General features: G+C 44.5%; 14 protein-coding genes and 2 tRNA genes. 7 read left to right on the top strand and 9 right to left on the bottom strand.

Annotation, left to right across the window (positions count from 1 at the left end; translation table 11 throughout):
• Window positions 1–37: 37 nt before the first annotated feature.
• Window positions 38–111 (top strand) — tRNA-Asp (locus tag DWX84_RS05885).
• A 33-nt stretch (window positions 112–144) separates the two neighbouring features.
• A tRNA-Asp gene (locus tag DWX84_RS05880) sits at window positions 145–218 on the top strand.
• Between the two features lie 648 nt (window positions 219–866).
• Here the strand turns inward: DWX84_RS05880 and DWX84_RS05870 are convergent.
• The 5 genes from DWX84_RS05870 to DWX84_RS05850 all read right to left on the bottom strand — a co-directional run bounded on the left by DWX84_RS05870 (window position 867) and on the right by DWX84_RS05850 (window position 5,424).
• Complete coding sequence (locus DWX84_RS05870) at window positions 867–1,694, bottom strand: DNA-formamidopyrimidine glycosylase family protein (RefSeq protein ID WP_048927597.1); 828 nt, start codon at window positions 1,692–1,694, stop codon at window positions 867–869.
• An 87-nt stretch (window positions 1,695–1,781) separates the two neighbouring features.
• Entirely contained in the window at window positions 1,782–2,771 is a 990-nt protein-coding gene (locus DWX84_RS05865) for a fimbrillin family protein (protein WP_048927598.1), read from the bottom strand.
• 43 nt (window positions 2,772–2,814) lie between these two features.
• Window positions 2,815–3,279: a nuclear transport factor 2 family protein gene (locus DWX84_RS05860; protein ID WP_048927599.1), complete on the bottom strand. Its 465-nt coding sequence runs from the start codon at window positions 3,277–3,279 to the stop codon at window positions 2,815–2,817.
• A gap of 83 nt (window positions 3,280–3,362) precedes the next feature.
• Window positions 3,363–4,241, bottom strand: coding sequence for a helix-turn-helix domain-containing protein (locus tag DWX84_RS05855; protein ID WP_048927600.1), 879 nt, complete (start codon window positions 4,239–4,241; stop codon window positions 3,363–3,365).
• Window positions 4,242–4,254: 13 nt separating this feature from the next.
• On the bottom strand, window positions 4,255–5,424 hold the full coding sequence (locus DWX84_RS05850) for an esterase (RefSeq protein ID WP_122297569.1): 1,170 nt from the start codon (window positions 5,422–5,424) through the stop codon (window positions 4,255–4,257).
• Between the two features lie 347 nt (window positions 5,425–5,771).
• Here DWX84_RS05850 and DWX84_RS05845 point away from each other — a divergent pair, with 347 nt between their 5' ends.
• The gene (locus DWX84_RS05845; RefSeq protein ID WP_005864631.1) at window positions 5,772–7,154 is read left to right on the top strand and encodes an OmpP1/FadL family transporter; all 1,383 of its coding nucleotides are present in this window, start codon (window positions 5,772–5,774) and stop codon (window positions 7,152–7,154) included.
• Window positions 7,155–7,366: 212 nt separating this feature from the next.
• Here DWX84_RS05845 and glgP read toward each other — a convergent pair whose 3' ends face one another.
• Together glgP and DWX84_RS05835 are read right to left on the bottom strand one after the other, a co-directional pair.
• Complete coding sequence (glgP, locus tag DWX84_RS05840; protein WP_057326935.1) at window positions 7,367–9,937, bottom strand: alpha-glucan family phosphorylase; 2,571 nt, start codon at window positions 9,935–9,937, stop codon at window positions 7,367–7,369.
• 73 nt (window positions 9,938–10,010) lie between these two features.
• Window positions 10,011–11,669 (bottom strand): glycosyltransferase, encoded by a 1,659-nt coding sequence (locus DWX84_RS05835; protein ID WP_009275771.1) that lies wholly within the window; start codon window positions 11,667–11,669, stop codon window positions 10,011–10,013.
• Window positions 11,670–11,797: 128 nt separating this feature from the next.
• Between DWX84_RS05835 and DWX84_RS05830 the strand changes: the two genes are divergently transcribed.
• From DWX84_RS05830 to DWX84_RS05815, 4 genes are all read left to right on the top strand, one after another.
• Window positions 11,798–12,088, top strand: a complete 291-nt coding sequence (locus tag DWX84_RS05830; RefSeq protein WP_005854588.1) for a hypothetical protein — start codon at window positions 11,798–11,800, stop codon at window positions 12,086–12,088.
• A gap of 2 nt (window positions 12,089–12,090) precedes the next feature.
• Window positions 12,091–12,639, top strand: a complete 549-nt coding sequence (locus DWX84_RS05825) for a 1-acyl-sn-glycerol-3-phosphate acyltransferase (protein ID WP_121961233.1) — start codon at window positions 12,091–12,093, stop codon at window positions 12,637–12,639.
• Window positions 12,640–12,797: 158 nt separating this feature from the next.
• Window positions 12,798–13,583: an amidohydrolase gene (locus DWX84_RS05820; RefSeq protein WP_121961234.1), complete on the top strand. Its 786-nt coding sequence runs from the start codon at window positions 12,798–12,800 to the stop codon at window positions 13,581–13,583.
• A 20-nt stretch (window positions 13,584–13,603) separates the two neighbouring features.
• Window positions 13,604–14,854 (top strand): MFS transporter, encoded by a 1,251-nt coding sequence (locus tag DWX84_RS05815; protein ID WP_005864650.1) that lies wholly within the window; start codon window positions 13,604–13,606, stop codon window positions 14,852–14,854.
• A gap of 2 nt (window positions 14,855–14,856) precedes the next feature.
• Here DWX84_RS05815 and DWX84_RS05810 read toward each other — a convergent pair whose 3' ends face one another.
• A complete protein-coding gene (locus tag DWX84_RS05810; protein WP_122297566.1) occupies window positions 14,857–17,163 on the bottom strand; it encodes a HAMP domain-containing sensor histidine kinase in 2,307 nt (768 codons plus the stop codon).
• Between the two features lie 93 nt (window positions 17,164–17,256).
• The gene (locus DWX84_RS05805; RefSeq protein ID WP_122297565.1) at window positions 17,257–19,173 is read right to left on the bottom strand and encodes an ATP-binding protein; all 1,917 of its coding nucleotides are present in this window, start codon (window positions 19,171–19,173) and stop codon (window positions 17,257–17,259) included.
• Between the last annotated feature and the right edge of the window lie 292 nt (window positions 19,174–19,465).

Genomic DNA, 19,465 nt, shown 5'->3' with positions numbered 1-19,465 from the left:
TGCACCGCAATCGAGAGAGATAGCGATAAAGAAAAGAGGTTCGGTAGTTCAGCTGGTTAGAATACATGCCTGTCACGCATGGGGTCGCGGGTTCGAGTCCCGTCCGGACCGCCTCTTTTTCAAAATTATTATTGATTATAAAATGGTTCGGTAGTTCAGCTGGTTAGAATACATGCCTGTCACGCATGGGGTCGCGGGTTCGAGTCCCGTCCGGACCGCTTTCAAAGAAAGCAAAATAAAGTAAAGCTCTGTAATTTAAAGATTACAGGGCTTTTTCTTTTTCCTCACTTATCAAGAATGACGGCTCACCTGCAAAACTCTATGTTTGTAAAACATTCGCAAAAGCAGGGGGCGGCAATCTGTTTTGCGGTAGGCTTCAATGATGTTGTAAGCGAAAATGCGATAACCTTGACGTTTTGTTTGAAAATCCGGGATTATGATGACAGGGCCTTTTTGCGAATAGAAGAAATAGGGAGTGCTTTATGGTCAAATTATCCATTTTACCCTGTTTTTTTGTATGAATATCTCTATTAGGAGACGAAAGTAATGGGATTAGGTAACGCAAAAGCCAGTGTTAGGCAACGCTACCGTATGTGTTTGGCGATACATACGGTAGGAATTGGGTACGCAACCTATAGAAATGGGCGATGCATCCGTATGAAAAGCACCTTTCTCCTGCATAAATATGAGATAGGATGAATTAATCTCGCTAGAATGAAAGGGTATATTTAAGCAAAGTGTTATAATACAATTGATTGCTGATATTTTTTCTCGTATTTGGTAACAGCATGTATCTTTGCCCGGAAAAAACGATTCTCCGGGGTTTCAGATTACATATTGTCATATTGTCAATTTGAGCGTATTACTTATCTTTCTCGCTGGCAATGCGGGCAATAATAAATGCTGCCTCCGAGGTAAGCCTCTTTCTGTATCCGTTCGCCACAGACGGGGCAAGGGTCATGGTAGGTGTTCTTCGATAGGATCGTGCGGTAATTGCCTAAGGCGCCGTATAGATCCTTCTCCGTATCCCGGCCTCCTCGGCGAGTCATCTCTTCCAGCGTGGATTTCACGGTGTTGAAGAGGCGGTCTATATCCTCTTCTGATAAAGTCGATATTTTTCGTTTCGGGGAGATCCGGGCATTGAACAAGATATCTTGGCAGACTCCGTTGCCCAGGCCCGGAATACGTTGCTCGGTGGCGAGCAGCGCCTTTGCGGATATATCTTTCTTGAGATTCCGGATGAGACTAAGGAAATAGGCTTTATCGAATCTCTCGTCCAACGGACATAGCTTATGGATGCTACCTTGGTAATAGGGATTGTCAAACTCGCCTTTGAAAGCGTAGATGGAACCATACATCGAAACCGTGAAAGCTAGGAACGAGTCGTCCTCAAATACGATCATAAGCTGATATTTCTTCGGGGCCTTTTCCGCGGAGGTATAATAACGCATATTGGTTCCGTCTCCGATTAAGAGGTGGGTATCCGCGTCCATAAGGATGTCCACGAATGCGCCATAGCCTTGGGCGCCTAGGACCGTTCGTCCTACCAGCCTATTGGAGTATTCCGCCGGATCGCCATTATAGAACGTGAAACGGTGAGGACTGTTCGACTCGATAACATGCGCTATCCGTTTACCCTTTAGCGTTTCGCTAGCCTGTTTGCCAATGGTGGCGGATTCGGGAATCTCAATCATATTCGTATTGTTTTTAGAGGTGACGGGGTAAATATAGGCATATTTTCCGTACCAATATTCATTGATACGGAAAATAGGAACCGGGCTTTAATTCTGGGTCGGATAAAGGGGCTTTCCTGTCTCGTCCACATCTGTCCAGTCTTTTACGTTGACACTGGCCAAAGTGACCGAATTACCGTTGATTACCGCTTTAAATAAATAAGAGTTTCCCGCTTTCAACTCGCCATCCGGAAGAGGGATCTGGGTGGTATAGGTGCGGGTGCTGTTTTCATTGTCGGCGGATATTTCCAACGTGAGAGTCATTGGAGCCGAATGTCTTATCGGCAACATGATATATTGGGCGGTTAATCCGTTTATGCCCATCTTATCCGCTTTTCCGAAGGCGGTAGCAGGAGTGATGACACCTGTGCCCAGATCCATGGTAGCCCCAACCACGGGAGGAGTGATCATGGCGGAGACTAGTTGGTTGATCGTGATGCCTTCACCGCCGGTTAATTCTACTACGACTTGGGTAGCCACATGCCCATAAACAATCGGTATATTGATTTGGGAGCTATTTACATCCTGTTGTATGGCACTCCACCAAAGATAATCGATACCGTTGAAGAGGGGTTCGGATACGCCACTCGTGAATGTCGGGGGGATCGTGGAGAAATTGTCGGATACGGCGTAGAAATTATAAGTGCCATTGGAGAGAAACATTTTATATCCGTCACTTCCTGTTAACACCCCGGGAGATGAGGTTATGTAAAGACCTGACGCCTCGGGGCTTCCCTTGGTTCCTGCGCTGCTGTCGAAGACATAAACCCTGCTTTGTATCCCTTTATTCATGGGAGACATGGAACGTAATAGGTTCCGGCCCTCCACGGAGGCGTTGAAGGTCACCAACGTGCTGTTTCCCGGGTCCTCGTTTCCCGAAGAGCCGTTCGGGGTTGTTCCATCCTCAAAAATAATCGTGTTCTTGTTGCATCCGGCGAGGAGTAACAGGAACATCGTGCTAAATGTAAGCGCATTTGCCGCTTTCAGTAAATTCCGTATCATATAATTTGTGTTTAGTGAATAGTCTATATAATACATTTTACGAACCGTTTTGGTTCAGAAAGCGGCAAATGTTTTAACTTTAATCTAGCGGTTTCACGTAAGACCAGTGGGTTTGTATGATCTTCCATTGGTTGTCGGGGTTGCGTTTGTAAACCTCGGTGCAGTTCCATTTTATTACCTTGTCGGATAAGTAGCTATCAAGGTTGAAGGTGAGGACCGCTATGTTTTGCGCGACTTGTACGACCGGGCGGATCATGTCGAAATGATCTGCCGGAGGAAGTTGCATACCTTTATAATAAGTGCGCAGTTGTTCCAATCCCTCTATTTTCGTCTCTAGGGAAGGATCGAAGTAAATCACGTCGGTGTCTGAAAGCTCTACGAATGCCATCGGGTCGGTCGAGGCTAGAGCCTCTTTTTCAAGGGAGATGATCATCTCCGGGATGTTCTCGTTTAATGTTTTGTTCTCCATATTCTTTTGTTGTGCGTTAGCGGATAACGTGCTTCCTAATATGAGAGCCGCTATCCATGATTTGTATTGTCTCATGATGCTTTATTTATTGATAGAGGCAAAATTAGACATACCGAATGGAGTTCGTATAATACGTATAAAGGAGGAAATAGTACTTTTTACGGTTTTGTATTCCTGCGATAGTTTAGCGGGGTCATGTTTGTTTGGGAACGAAATAGACGGATGAAATAGGATGGATCCTCGTAACCTAGAGCTTCCGTTATGGCGGATATAGGTAAGTCTGTATAAGTCAATAGTCGTTTGCTCTCGATTAGTATTTTGTTTAGGATGTATTGTTTAGCGTTGATGCCTGTAGCGTTTTTCACGATCTCATTCAGGTAGTTCGGGGTGATGCAAAGCCGATCGGCATAGCTCCGGATGGAATGATCTTGCTTGAAGGAATGGTTTACTAACTCGATAAATCGGTCTACATAGATGCTTTTAGATCGGGTGTTTGTGTCTGGTGGTAAAGCGTTCGAGTTAGAATATAACCTGTTGAGCAACATTAATGTCTCGTACAACAAGGCCCGGAGTAAGTGTTTGTCTTTCGACTGATAGTTCTTGATCTCTTTATCGATCTCCGAGATCAACTCGGAGATGCGGGCATAGGCTTTCTTGTCGAGACTGAGCTTGGAAGACCGTCTTTCCGTATGGAAATAAGAGAGGTTCCGGAGAAATGCCGGATCATTGAAAAAAGAGAGCAGGAACTCTTCCTCAAAGATAAGAGCGAATCCGTCTTGTATCGTTTTATCGTCCCATTTGCGTATTTCGCCGGGCCGGGTAAAGATGATATCTTGAGGCTTTACCCGGTTCGCTTGATGATCGATAAGGAATTCTCCCTCCCCGCTAGTGATCAATGTTATATCGTAATACGTCAATATATGTACGGGTTGTTCCTTGAGATACTTCTTGATCGTGTTCAAGGGAACGACGTCGATAAGTAGCTCATCGCCGTATTTGTGTTTATAGAAGTCGTATTGCGGTATATTATGATTCATCTGCTCATGTCTTTTATTTGAAAAGCATAGGAGCGAATTGGAGGAGATAAGCCCGCCAATTGGCCCAGATATGCCCTCGGGTGGATTCTACGTACTGGTATTTCATACCTAGGCTATCCATTCGCTGGCGGAATTGCTGGTTCGCGTCGTACAGGAAATCGTCCTTTCCGATACCGATCCAGAACAATTGATAACCGGATCTCTTGAGGTTTCCTAACTTCTCGTCGAGGTTCGTGTACATCGGGCTATTGGGGTCTACACCATTTGCGCTGAGCCCGGCGGAGAAAAGTCCTATATAGTTAAAATAGTCCGGATAATTCAATGATATATATAATGTATGGAAACCACCCATCGAAAGTCCGGCTATGGCTCGGTGTCGCTTATCCGGGATCGTACGGTAACGGTTATCGATGAAATGAATGATCTCGGTGAAACTCTTCTCGTACGAGCCATCCTTATAACCGGGGAAGCTGTTGCTCATGGCCGGCTTGTAATTCAGGTTATCGGATGTTTCGCCGGGAGCGGCCTGTTTACTGGGATTACCGTTTGGCATAACGACAAGCATTGGCTGTATCTTGCCTTCGGCAATCAAGTTATCCATGATACGGGCGGTACGGCCAAGCTCCAGCCAAGCGTTCTCGTCGCCGCCACTGCCATGTAACAGGTACAGAACGGGATAAGATTGGATGTTCTTATCGTAAAAAGGAGGCGTATAAACGCTAAGTCTTCGTTCGCTCCCGAGGATGTCCGAGTGATACCAAGTGGTTGTAACATTGCCATGAGGTACGTCACGTACTTGATAATAATCGCCATTTCCCCCGTTGATATAGAACAGGCTGAACAAGGTGCCTACGTCACGGCAAGAGAATGGGTTGTTTGGGGCGATGTTATAAATACCATCAATATTTAAACGATAGGTGTACATTTCGGATGACAGTGGGGGAGTCGTATAGCTCCATGTACCGTTTTTCCCTTTCGTCATCTGGCCATTGCCCTCGTTGGCTTCCCAGTCTCCTTTTACGGAGACGGACTTCGCTTTTGGGGCTTCTACATAGAAAGTGACGCTATTGTCTGGGTTGATCACGAGAGGTTCTACCTTATCGGTCTTGAATCCTACGTTCTGTTGGGCGAAAGCCATGGATAGCGGCAGTAAGAGAGCCGCGAGTAATGCTAGTCTTTTCATTTTATCTATACGGTTTAAAGAATTAAGTTATAGAGACAAATATACGATTTATTTCGGAAAAATAGAAGTTATACTTACTTGGCACTTGTAGTATATCTTTTTGGGTAAAGTAAGTATATCTTCTTTAGTACTTGCTGTATATATCCTTTTCTGATTAGGATGATTCTTTTTGATTATAACTAATACCTGATTTCACGTTACTACCTTTGCGGCTCTTCTATTGTTAATTAGTCTTATGTGTTTGCACAGTATTTGCTGTTTTGTGCGGCACATTTTTATTAAAAGTGTGCAGTGTTTGAAAAAAGTATTTATCTTTGCGACCGTTTTGTAATCAAGAAAAGTAAAACATGAAGAAAAAAGTAGTATTAGGTGCGGCATTGATGATGATGCCTTTGGTTTCTTTCGCTGGAGGATATTTGACGAATACGAATCAGCATGCAGCCTTTTTAAGGTCACTTTCGCGAGGTGCTGCAATTGATATAGACGGCGCTTTGTCAAACCCGGCGGGTCTTTCTTTTTTGCCGACAGACGGTTTCCGCGTTGGTGTGAGTATCCAAAGTGCTTTCCAGACCCGGGATATCGATGCCTCTTTCAGTACATACAATGGTTTCGACCCAGTGAATAAGGTGCCGACAGTGAGCGACGTTCCCTATAAAAAGTATTACAAAGGAAAGGCAGCCGCTCCCGTGATTCCGAGTGTTTTTGCGGCTTACAAAAAAGGTGATTGGACGATCTCCGGTTTCTTTGCCATTACGGGTGGAGGTGGTAAGGCTTCGTTTGACGATGGCCTGCCAATGTTCGAATCGGCTGCTATGGCCGGTATCTTCAAGGAAAGTGTAGCGAAATATATAAAGACTGGCGGTCAAAGTCCCATCGTCACGCCGGATATGTATACTATTAACAGTGCGATGGACGGAAAACAGTATATTTATTCCCTACAACTTGGCCTATCATACAAGATCACGGATTGGCTTTCTGCCTTTGCCGGTGGCCGGATGAACTATTTCTCAGGAAACTATGACGGGTATCTGGATGCAAAATTAAAACAGAATTTTGGTGGAGCGGATTTAATGAACCTGGCTTTGGATTGCGACCAGACAGGTTGGGGGTTGACACCGGTTTTGGGTGTCGATGTCAAATATGGTAAATTCAATTTCGGAGCTAAATATGAGTTTAAGACGAACTTGAACATCGAAAACAATACCAAGAAGTTGGATTATCCCGACAGTGCGGAAGATTTGGTTGGCCCTTATAAGCATGGTGTAAATACGCCGAACGATATTCCTTCCATGCTTTCGGTGGCAGCTTCTTATCGGTTTTTGCCCATGTTGAAGGCTTCTGTTGAATATCACTTCTTCGATGACAAGAAGGCGGGAATGGCCGGTGGAAAGCAGAAGGAACTGGAAAGAGGTACGAATGAGTATCTGTTTGGTATAGAGTGGGATGTTGTCAAGAGATTGACCATTAGCGGTGGCGCTCAAATTACAGATTATGGTTTGTCTGATAATTTCCAAAGTGATGTTAGTTTCTCCTGCGATTCTTATTCGCTGGGCTTTGGTGCTAAAGTGATGTTGAGCGAAAAAATGGCTTTGAACGTGGGATATATGTGGACAACTTACCACGATTATACCAAGAAGATGGACAACTACTGCGGCACGGGACTTCCTGGGCAGAATGTGTATAGCCGCACCAACAAGGTGTTCGGATTAAGTTTGGACTACGCTTTCTAAGCTTGAAAATATTCGTATCCTATTGAAAAAGGAAGCTGCTGTCGTGCGGCTTCCTTTTTTTGATTCATGGGTATTCACGGACTATATGAACCTATGCTTTACGGCTCATAACCATAGGTTTTTGTCGCTGTAAAGCATAGCTGGGTATGGCATAAAAAAAGAGGGTGCATGACGCACCCTCTTTCTTGATTATTTGTTTTACTTGTTGCCGATTATAACTGAATCCAACGTACATAAGCGAAGTCCATACGGTGAGGCAACTCCTTGTTTACAGGATATACACGGAAGCCCATCTTATGGTTACCAGCCTCGGAAGGAGTGGTCGTTAACTTGAAGAATAACTTGGAGCCTTCTTCCTTCATCAACTCGAACTGAGCGGTATTGATTGGTGACAGCGTGTGTTTCTCCGGATCTTCCTTCATGACAACCATTTCAGCACCTAACATACCTTGTAGTTCATGACGGTCGATTACCAAATTGAAGTTGTATTCTTTTCCTACAACCGGGCCGTTCACCGTCAAATCTTGGTCGCAAGTGAAAGATTCCACTTGGAAGCTATCCCAATGTTGCGCAACTTCCTCTTTCCAAGCAGCTAATTGCTTAGCGATCTCGTAGTTGTTAGCGGAAATATGAGCGGAACGAGTAGCCAATTTGTGATAGAAACGATCCTCATAATCGTCCAACATACGTTTCATCGTATAATCCGGAGCGATCTTGGCGATAGAGTTCTTGATATATTGGATCCAGTCCGGAGAGTAACCCTTGCTGTTCTTAGCGTAGTAAGTCGGGATAATCTCAGTTTCCAAGCAATGGTAGATCGTAGCCGCATCCAATTGGTCTTGGTATTGCTGGTTCTCATAAGTACGCTTGTCGGTCAATGCCCAACCTGCGCCTTCTACGTAACCCTCATACCACCAACCGTCAAGAACGGAGAAGTTCAATACACCGTTCATCTCGGCTTTCTCACCGGAAGTACCGGAAGCCTCTAACGGACGAGTCGGCGTGTTCAACCATACGTCTACACCAGAAATCAAACGACGGGCCAAACGCATATCGTAGTTCTCCAAGAAGATGATCTTTCCTAAGAACTCCGGACGGCGAGAGATCTCTACGATGTGTTTGATCAAACCTTGACCACCACCATCAGCCGGGTGAGCCTTACCGGTGAATACGAACTGAATCGGGAACTTCTCATTGTTAACGATCTTAGCCAAACGGTCTAAGTCCGTGAACAACAAGTGTGCACGCTTGTAAGTAGCGAAACGACGACCGAAACCGATCAGCAAGGCATTCGGGTTGATCTTCTCAAGGATGGAAACTACCTTAGAAGGATCACCTTGGTTCTTCAACCAGCTATCTTTATATTGAACACGGATGTAATCAATCAATTTATTCTTCAAGGTCATACGGAGATTCCAGATTTCCTCGTCGGATACATTCTGGATTCCTTCCCATTGCTTTCTGTTAGATTGATCTTTGAATAAGTTTTTACCTAGTTTATCCGCATAGAATTTCTTCATCTCCGTAGCGGCCCAAGTCGGCATGTGTACACCGTTCGTTACATAACCAACGTGCAGTTCATCCGGGAAGTAACCTTTCCAAACCGGGGCGAACATACGCTGAGAAACCTTACCGTGCAACCAGCTTACGCCGTTAGCCTCTTGGCAAGTGTTCAAGGCGAATACGCTCATGGAGAATTTCTCGTTAGAGCCCGGGTTCTCACGTCCCATATCGATGAAGTCTTGCCAGCTAATACCTAACTTGCCGGGGAACTCACCCATGTAACGTCCGAACAAACCCTCATCAAAGTAATCGTGACCTGCCGGAACCGGAGTGTGTACCGTATAGAGAGCGGAAGCACGAACTACCTCCAACGCTTGGTTGAATGAAAGGCCGTCGTTCTGGATATAGTCTACCAAACGCTGAGCGTTGATCAAAGCGGCGTGTCCCTCGTTGCAGTGATAAATCTGTTTCTTGATACCTAACTTGTTCAGCATCATGATACCACCGATACCCAACAAATACTCTTGTTTCATACGGTTCTCCCAGTCGCCACCATATAATTGGTGCGTGATGGAACGATCCCATTCGCTGTTCTGAGGTATATCCGTATCCATTAAGTACAAAGGTACACGACCTACGCTAACTTTCCAGATATGAGCGTAAACGGTTCTGCCCGGATAAGGAACTTCCAATACCATCGGCTCTCCGTTCGACTGCAATACCTGAGTCAACGGCAGGGCGTTGAAATTTTGCGGCTCGTAATTGGCGATCTGCTGACCGTCCATGGACAAAGTCTGTGTGAAATATCCGTAACGATACAAGAAACCTACGGCACATAAATCGATATTACTATCGCTGGCCTCTTTCAAGTAGTCACCGGCTAATACTCCCAGACCACCTGAGTAAATCTTTAATACATTGGTCAAACCGTACTCCATGCTGAAGTAGGCTACAGACGGTTGTGTCTTGTCGGGTTTTACATTGATATAAGCTTTGAAATCAGCGTATACCTTTTGGATTTCAGCCATTAACTCCTTATCTGCTAAGATCTCTTCCATACGTTTGTGTGAAAGGCTTTGCAATAGCTGTACAGGGTTACCTTCTGTGGATTTCCAAAGTTGTTTGTCGATCTTGCCAAATAGTTTAGCGCCTTCATGATTCCATACCCACCAAAGATTCGTAGCGATCTCATTAAGTGGTTCCAACTGTTGTGGAAGCTTGGAATGTGAGTAGACGTCCTTCCAAATAGGACTGTTTGCGTTATTCGCCTTAATTTTCATTATCGTGAAGTTTAAAGTGTTTGTCTAAAAACGAGTGCAAAGATAGCATTATCTTATTAATTATGAGCAATATTTAACTATTTCTTTCCTCGGCATGCCTCATGGCGATATCGAATGCGGTCAGATAATAGTCGATAAACTTGCTCCATTCAGCTTTTCGAGCGAGATCGAAACAACGCTGCTTGATTTCCTCGATGTCCGTAGCATCCTTTTGGCTGAGAGCCAGGATGGAGTTCATGATAGCGTCCGCTACCTCAAAATAATTGAAATCCGTACGATTAATAACCTCTACGCCTTCGCTAAGGTTATCTCCGGATACCGTTTTCTTCGCCCACATACCGAAACCGGCCAGATTGGTCGTGATCGTCGGTATACCGAAAGCGATACTTTCCAGCGGGGTATATCCCCACGGCTCGTAGTAGGAAGGATATACGGTAGCGTCCATCCCTATCAGCATATCATAATAGGTCTTATTGAAAATACCTCCTTTACCGTCCAAATAACAAGGAACGAATATGATCTTTAGTTTTTCGGATGCCGCGTTCGTGAAGCCGGCGTGGTTGATATAATTCAAGACCTTATCTTCTGGCATATTATGCAACCAGTGCGTAATGAAAGGGATTTGAAGCGGAGAGGTCGTCTTTATGTCCTGCTCGATCGCCTCTTTTAAATCCGCACGGGCAGCACGTACCCAAGCCGGTACCATGATAAAAGCGACGACCTCACGCTGCAGGCGTCCGGACGTACGTACACGGTTCATCGCCTCGATGAAGACATCGATACCTTTATTTCTGTATTCATAGCGGCCACTGGTGGAAACCAGCAAAGCGTTCGGGTCGATGGAGCAGCCCAATAATTTCTCCGCAACATTAATTAATGTACGACGTGCCTCCTTCCGCTTTTTAGCGTATTCCTTACCCTCGGGTACAAAGTTGGGCTCAAAGCCGTTCGGGGTAACGATATCCGGTGCCTTATCCAATAACTGTTTACATTCACGGGCCGTGATATCGCTTACGGTCGTGAAGCAATCCACGTAATGGGCGGCCTGCTTCTCTACGGAATGCTTGGCCTCCATGTTTAGCTCCTTAGCCATCTGGTCGCCGTTGTAACCGTCCATATAAGCGTATAACGCTTTGTTGTTACCGGCGATAGAGCGTCCGATCGATGTGGCATGCGTCGTGAAAAGTGTCGCTATGGCAGGGATTTGCTTTTGAATGTAAAGCGCTCCCATCGCCAACATCCATTCATTGAATAGGGCGGCGACTTTCTTGTTTTCCAGTTTGTAGAAGTGATAGAAACTCTCTATTACCTTACCGACCGCATACGCAAAGATACAAGACTCATCGTAATCGCCGTAGGCGTGGATGGAGTCAACTCGGAAATTTTCCCACATAGAATAGAAAAAGGCGTCTCGTTCACTGAAGTAGGACTTGAAATCTACCAGTATAACAGGGGGGGTACCCGGTACGTTCCAGCGACCAACCTTAACTTTCAAGTGATCCACTGCCTCGGCGTGCTTTCTCCAATCCTCAAACAAAGATGCGTCTTCCGTAAAATCGGGAGCGGTTGTGTTTGCCCACACATCCGGACCGATGAATATTACTTTGTCGTTAAAAATTTGTTGAAGCGTATGAGCTTTAGTCGATAGTACGGTATAAATACCTCCCACTTTATTACAGACTTCCCAGCTGCTTTCAAAGAGAAATTCTGGCGTCTTTATCATTTCGTTCATATTTGATTTGTTTATAATCAATGATTTCACCGCTGCAAAGATAATTCATTTTATGTTTTTTCTTGGCCTTTCCTCGGTATTTAATAACATATGTTCTATATTTGTGGATAATTAAATATGAAATAATTATGGCTAAAAGAAGAATTTTAAAGAAAGAGATCAGCTACGTGGCTGGTGAATTGTTCACGGAAGCGCTGGTTTGCAAATTGTATATACCCGGAGTAAATCAAGAGAAAGCGGATGCTTTGATGGCTCGTATCCTAGATATGCAAGATAGTTATATCGTTCGTGCCGGACACCCCGACGGCAAGGATAACAAGGCTCTCGTACGGAATTATTATCGCAAATTAAGAGAGGACTTGCAAAACGAGGTTAACGCTATCGCCGACGAGATAGGAGAGTTGAGCAAGGACAAATAGGCATGAAGAAGGCAATTAGTAAGGCGATACTCCGTATGGCGGGGTGGAAGCTGGGCCCGGTGGATGGCGTGGATTTGCCGAAATGTATCGTATGTGTGGCTCCGCATACCAGTAACTGGGATTTTATTGTAGGGAAACTTTTTTATACCTCGATCGGGTGTAACGCCGGTTTCCTTATTAAGAAAGAGTGGTTCTTTTTCCCTTTTAATTTGCTGTTTAACTGGCAGGGAGGTGTTCCAGTGGATCGTGGTAAACGTACGTCGGTGACCGATCAGATGGTGGAACGTTTCAAGACCAGTGAGCGGTTTCAATTGGCCGTCACACCGGAAGGTACCCGGAAACGGGCCAAGGATTGGAAAAAAGGATTCTATTTTATCGCTTTGAAAGCGAACGTGCCGATCGTGGTGGCTTATTTTGATTATGGAAAGAAAGAGGTGGGTACGAAAGGTGTTTTTTATCCGACAGGTGATGTGGATAAAGATATCCATACGATACGAGAGATGTATCGGGGAGTTACCGCCTGCCATCCTGAGAATTTCGTACAGGTATAGGAGTTTTCATGGTGAAGAAATAAGAGTTTTGCTATAGGAAAACAAAAGTTTTCCCTAGGAGAAACAAAAGTTTTGCTATGAAGAAACTACTGTTTCTTCACCATGAAACTGTTTCCTTGTCACAATATGTCTTTTTATTACCTTAATATCTTTATTCTATGACTGAAGACTTACGTATCAGCATGATACAATCCCATATCATTTGGGAAGACCGTGAAGAGAACTTGGGTTATTATGGCGAACTGTTGCGCCGTGTTAGTGGAAGAACCGATTTAGCGGTATTGCCGGAGACGTTTACTACGGGATTTTCCATGGACGTAGAGAAACAAGCCGATACGATGGAGGGCCAGACCGTACCGACTATAAAAGAATGGGCTAAGAAATATAAACTGGCCGTGGCTGGAAGTTTTATCGCGAAAGATAATGGAAAGTTCTACAACCGGGCTTTTTTCATCACTCCGGAAGGAGAGGAGTATTATTACGATAAACGTCATTTGTTCCGTATGGCAGGGGAGGACAAGCATTTCTCGGCGGGCGACAAACGTCTGATCGTGCCTTATAAAGGCTGGAATATTTGTTTGCAGGTTTGTTATGACCTACGTTTCCCGGTTTGGAGCCGCAACGTGAATAACGAATATGATCTTTTGATTTATGTAGCCAATTGGCCCGAGGCCCGGAAGAAGGCGTGGAAGGCATTGCTGCATGCACGTGCCATCGAGAACATGGCTTATGTCTGTGGCGTGAACCGTGTGGGGGTAGATGGGAAAGGTTTTCTTTTCAGAGGGGATTCCATGATTTATAACGCAAAAGGAAAGAAATTGGCTGATGCCGGAAAACGAGAGGAAATCACCCGGACATGTACCTTGAAGAAGAGCGAGCTGGATGAGTTCCGGGCTAAGTTCCCGGCGTGGAAGGATGCGGATGGATTTAGTATTGACTTCTAATCGTTTAATTCCTTCTTATTATGGAAAAACGTAATCCTTGGGCTTGGATCCCGTCTCTTTATTTTGCCGAAGGCTTGCCCTATGTGGTAGTCATGACGCTTTCTGTGATCATGTATAAACGTCTGGGCGTCTCGAATACGGATATCGCCTTATTTACCAGTTGGCTTTATTTTCCTTGGGTGATCAAGCCCATCTGGAGCCCGTTCGTAGACTTGATTAAAACGAAGCGTTGGTGGATTTATAGCATGCAGCTATTGATTGGCGGGGGAATGGCAGGTGTGGCGTTCGTCCTTCCCGGGGATTTCTTTTTGCGGTTTACCTTGGCTTTCTTTTGGTTGATGGCGTTTAGTTCCGCTACGCACGATATCGCCGCGGATGGGTTCTATATGCTGGGCTTGACGGAGGAGCAACAAGCGTTCTTTATCGGTATCCGAAATACGTTCTACAGGGTGGCGATGCTAACGGGACAAGGTCTGCTGGTCATGCTGGCGGGGCTTTTGGAGGAGAGTACCGGGCGGATTTCTTTTGCTTGGAGTCTGGTGTTTTTTGTATTGGCCGGTACCTTTATCGCCTTGGCTTTGTGGCATAAGTATATCTTACCCCGTCCGGCGAGTGACGCGCAACGTACGAATATCACCCCTCATACCATCTTGGTGGAGTTCGGCAATACTTTCGTGAGCTTTTTCAGCAAGAAAGGGATTATCCCGGCTTTGCTTTTTATGCTGACGTATCGTCTGGGGGAATCCCAATTGGTAAAGTTGGCTTCTCCTTTCCTGCTGGATGGGCGGGAGGTTGGCGGGTTGGCGCTCAGTACCGGTGAGGTCGGGTTCGCTTATGGTACGGTGGGAGTGATCTCCTTATTGCTCGGAGGGGTTTTAGGAGGTCTGGCTATATCCCGGGGTGGCTTGAAGACTTGGTTATGGCCTATGGCATTGGCTATCTCCTTGCCGAATCTGGTTTATTTGTATATGGCTTATACGATGCCGGAGAGTATTGTTGTCGTAAACGCTTGTGTCGCTGTCGAGCAATTCGGCTACGGATTTGGCTTTACGGCTTATACGATGTATCTGATGCTTTTCGCCGAAGGGGAATATAAGACTTCGCATTATGCGATCAGTACCGGTTTCATGGCGTTAGGTATGATGCTACCGGGAATGGCATCGGGATGGATACAGGAGCAGATCGGTTACCAACATTTCTTTATCTGGGTAATGATCTGTTGCATACCTTTATTTATTGTATTGCCGTTCTTGCGTTTCAAGAAAAAATAATCTTATACCGATAATCCGGGAGTGTAGGGGAGGGTCACGATGAATGTGCTACCTTCCCCTTCTTTGGATTCTAGGGTGATATATCCTCCGAAGTGTTCGATGATAATTTGGCAGATCGCCAGTCCGAGACCTGTCCCTTGCGCAAACTCGTCCAGTTTGTTGAACCGTTCGAATACTTGGGCTTGCTTATCTGCGGGAATGCCTTTGCCCGTATCGGTAACGGAGATCTGGATCCAACGTTTATCTTGCGTATAATCGTATTTAATCAAGATGTATCCTTGCGTCGTGAATTTTGCGGCGTTGTTTATGAGGTTGGTAATCACTTGGGTTAATCGATGTAAGTCCGCTTGGATAATGGCCGGGAGGACCGGCAGTTGTATTTTAAGCGCTACGCCTTGGGGCATCAACAATTGATGGGTGCGGTAGATATGGGATAGTAATTCGTTTAAGTCACAATTCGTGAGGGTAAACGACATCTTACCGGACTCGATGCGGGATAGATCGAGAATGTCATTGATCAATTTCAATAAGAGGTCGCTGTTCTTACTGATAACTTGCATGAACTCATCCCTCTCGTTCGGGCTTATTTCCATATCGCTTGTTAGCAGTTCCGAAAATCCAACGATGGCGTTAAGCGGGGTACGTATCTCATGGCTCATATTGGCGAGGAACGCTGATTTCATTTGGTCCGCTTCCTCGGCCCTTATACGGGCTTTGATAAGATCTTCCTCTACTTCCTTACTTTGTTGGATATTTAAGCAGAGCCCGTTTACTCCGACATTATTGCGGGTAGAGTCTTGTCCATTCTTCGCTTGCGCATATCTGAATTCCCACCATATATGCCCTTTGCCGTTGAAATTATATCGGCGGCGGGTGATCTTACGGGAAGGGAATCCTGTATCAAGCAGGTGCTTATGTTGGATGAAATCTTCCCGGTCTTCAGGGTGGATAGACTCTTGGAATTGCGTGGAGGTGATTGGTTTTATCGGCATATTCAACGACTTATAGAAATCATGGTCGAACTCGAATACGCCGTTGCTGTATCGGAATGCGAAAATATCACCGCTCTCTAAAGCCAACGAGAGGAATTCTTTCTCTTTCCGTAAACTTTCTTGAGCCTGTTTCTTGTGAGAGGCTTCGCGACGGTATTGTACTCTTTGATAGAAAAGCGTCCATAGGATAAATAGGGTTAGAAGAATCCCGCATAGAATAATATATGTTTGATAACGAACCACAAAGGGCATATTCAAGAAGATGCTGTTTTGAGGCAGTTCTTTCCAATCGATACCCCATTTATTTAAAGTCGGGTAATCGAACAGATAGTTTTTGGCGCTTTCCGTTATTTGTGGGAAGCTATTGGCCGGTGTGCCTTTGAGTATGCTGGCAGCTCGTCGTAAGGCTTCTTGGGTTTGACTCTCTACCGGGGTCATATATCCCCCTATGAAGTCTCCGTCATATCCTACAGATTCGTTGATCGCCGAGAAGCTGGGAAATGAGCAGAACCTACCTAAGGCTATTGAGGTATAATCTCTTTTGGTAGCAAGGTAGGCCTTGTTGTAAGTACTTGTACCTAACCCCCAGATCAAGTTGGAACTGGTACGGGGTTGAATGGTTTGTATATAGAGGGAATCGAACGGTACTTTTGGGAACCGCACTAAAGAAGAGGATCTCTTTTTATCGGATGGGGATGAATACTGGGGATATTTAAGGTAATCGGGTCTAGCCTTGGAGCATAGCCCTTTTATTTGCTCATCCATATCTTTCAGGATCTTTTTGTCAAGAGCTGTACTATCAGAGACACGTACAATCACGCATTTTCCCATGATTCGCTCAATAAGTTCGACGTTTTTCCGATAGTCCGGCTTATCCCAAAATCCGGATACGTTAGGATACTTTTGAATTAAGGGTATGTTAGGGTAGTTGACTCCGGTAAAAACGATAGGTACGCTATCTAATAAAGGATGTTCGCAAGCCAATAAGGAATAGGTCGCTTGATCATCGTTTACGATTATGATATCAGGCTTCCATAAAGATAACGTATTGAGTTCCGTATATATTCTTTGTTTCTCTTCTGGCGATTGATAAGCTTCGCAATTAAGATAGAACGTGAAGATACTGGCATGAATGCCTTCCTTTTGGAATCCATTTTTAAAAGTCTCTTCTACATCTTTATAGGCTTGAAAGTCCGGCTCATAAGATTGTACTATCAAGATGCGTTTTTCCGTGGTTGAGCGTTCGCAAGAATTTGCGACCAATAAAAACAATGGAAGCAACAATAAAAAAAGATAACGATAAGAAGTGTTCGCCATGTGTATAGCTTCAATATAATAGGTGCAAATGTATAAAAAGTAATTGGATATCAAAGAGACAAATGTCTATTTTTCTTGGCTTCTGAGGCTGGTTTATAATTGAAAAACCAAGGAGATGCGACAACCCTTATTCTTTTCGGACTGGAGCAAGATACGCCCGTTTAATTGTTTTACGATAGCTTGGCAGATCGATAGTCCAAGACCTGTCCCTTGCACGAAATCATCCAGCTTCTTGAAACGCTCGAATATCGCTTCTTGATCCTCGGGAGAGATCCCGATGCCTGTATCCTGCACATAAAGTCGGACGTCTTGTGCATTGGTGGAATACTCGTAACCGATCTCTATAAAGCCTGCGGAAGTAAATTTTATAGCATTTTTCAGTATGTTCTCGAGCGCTTGGTAAAGTCGCTCCTTATCCGAATATAAGCAGATCGGCGTATCGGGGCATTTCTCCTTGAATTCGATACCTTCGGGGACATCGGAAAGATGTTGTTTATAAAGGGTTTTCACTAAATCCGTTAAATTACAGGATTCTTTATGAAAGACGATACCTCCGGATTCAATCCTTGCCAAATCCAATATGTCATTGACTAACTTTAGTAATAACTCGTTATTGGTCGTGATGATATTAGCGTATTGCTCCTTCTCTTCCGCTGTCAGATCCAGTTCGGCGATTAGGCTTGAAAAGCCGATGATCGCATTTAGAGGGGTACGTATCTCATGACTCATGTTAGCCAAGAATACGGATTTCATCCGGTCGGACTCATTGGCTTTCTCCAAGGCTTCCGCTAATGATTCCTTTTCATGTAATAGGGCTTTTTGCGCTTGTCGTTTTGCCTTGGATTCTTGGGTATACATGATGATGAAGCTACCGAAGACAAAGCAGCACATCGTGCTGACTACGATTATCAAGCTCCAGAATAATCTTGGATATTGGGCCTTAAAAGGAAAGTTCAAAAGTATAGCATCCTTCGGAAGAAGCCTTTTATCAATATTCCAATATTTGACTTCATTGAAATCAAATACATAATTCTTCTTGCTCTTTGTTATCTGTGGGAATGATTCGCTAGGGGAGCCTTTTAATATTTCCGCGGCTCTATCGGTAGATTCTTCTATTTGGGTTTCCAAGGAGGTGATATAGCCACCTACAAGTTTATTCGTATATCCTAGATCCTCGTTGATCGCCGTAAAAGAGGGTTTACTGGAAAAACGGCTGGTGTTCAATACCCGGTAATCCCGTTTGGCCTGTAGATAGTAGATGTAAGGGACGTGTTTACTCATGTACCAAGAAACAGCTGATAGCTTGTCTCCTTGCACGGGCACGACGTTGACGGTCGTACTATCCGGTCGTTTTAAGCTTTGATTGACCCTGTCCAAAGTAGCGATCTCTACCGGTATATACATGATGCGATTATTATCGACCCGAATGTCTGCTTGAGCACATTGCTCATGTAACGTAGCCTTAATGTGCCTATCTATATACGTACTATCGTGCAACATATAAATCGTAGACTTGCCCAACAGATGTTCTATCAAGCGGATGTTCGTGACGTAGTCGGGCTCGTCCCAGAATCCGGAAACATTCGAATATTGCGCTAATAGTGCCTTATTGGGGAAATTTACGCCGCCAAATACAATGGGGACTGTAGAGATTAGCGGATGATGGCATTGCATTAACGTGTAAGTCGCTTGATCCTCGTAGACCAATATCAGATCGGGTTTCCAAGTAGAGATCGAATCTAGATACAGGTACATCCGTTTTTCTTCGGCGGGTGCCGCATATTGCTCGCAGTTCAAATAGAATGTTTGGATCGACGGATTAATCCCCTTTTTCTCGAGGGATTCCCGGATCAACCGATCGCAGTCTTTATAAGCTACATAATCGCTTTCATAGGAATGCACTACTAATATACGATATTTATTTCCCGACTGTTGACAAGAGGACTGTAGAATGGCTAGCAGAAAAAGTAGAACAAATATGTAATATTTCTGTATAGATATCGCTAGCATAAGTCGAAAATTAGTACGTTGCCCTTAATCGTAATTTAAAATGAGTGTTTTTATGCGAGTGCAAACTTATTAATAATTATTGGATATCAATGGCTTTTTTTATTGAATATATAGGGCTAAAATAAAAAACGGCTATCAGATCCCGAAGGACCCGATAGCCGTTTTTCTATCTTATGTGGAGTAAAGGAGCGATTAAAACCGCTTCTTTTTATTTTACTTTCTCAAATATAATGTATTATATAAATCAATAAGTTATAAACTTATGATACAAATATGGTTTATTTTCGTGTAA

The organism is Parabacteroides sp. AF21-43 (assembly GCF_003635435.1).
Lineage (GTDB): Bacteria > Bacteroidota > Bacteroidia > Bacteroidales > Tannerellaceae > Parabacteroides > Parabacteroides distasonis.
This window is presented reverse-complemented; position numbering and strand designations above follow the sequence as displayed.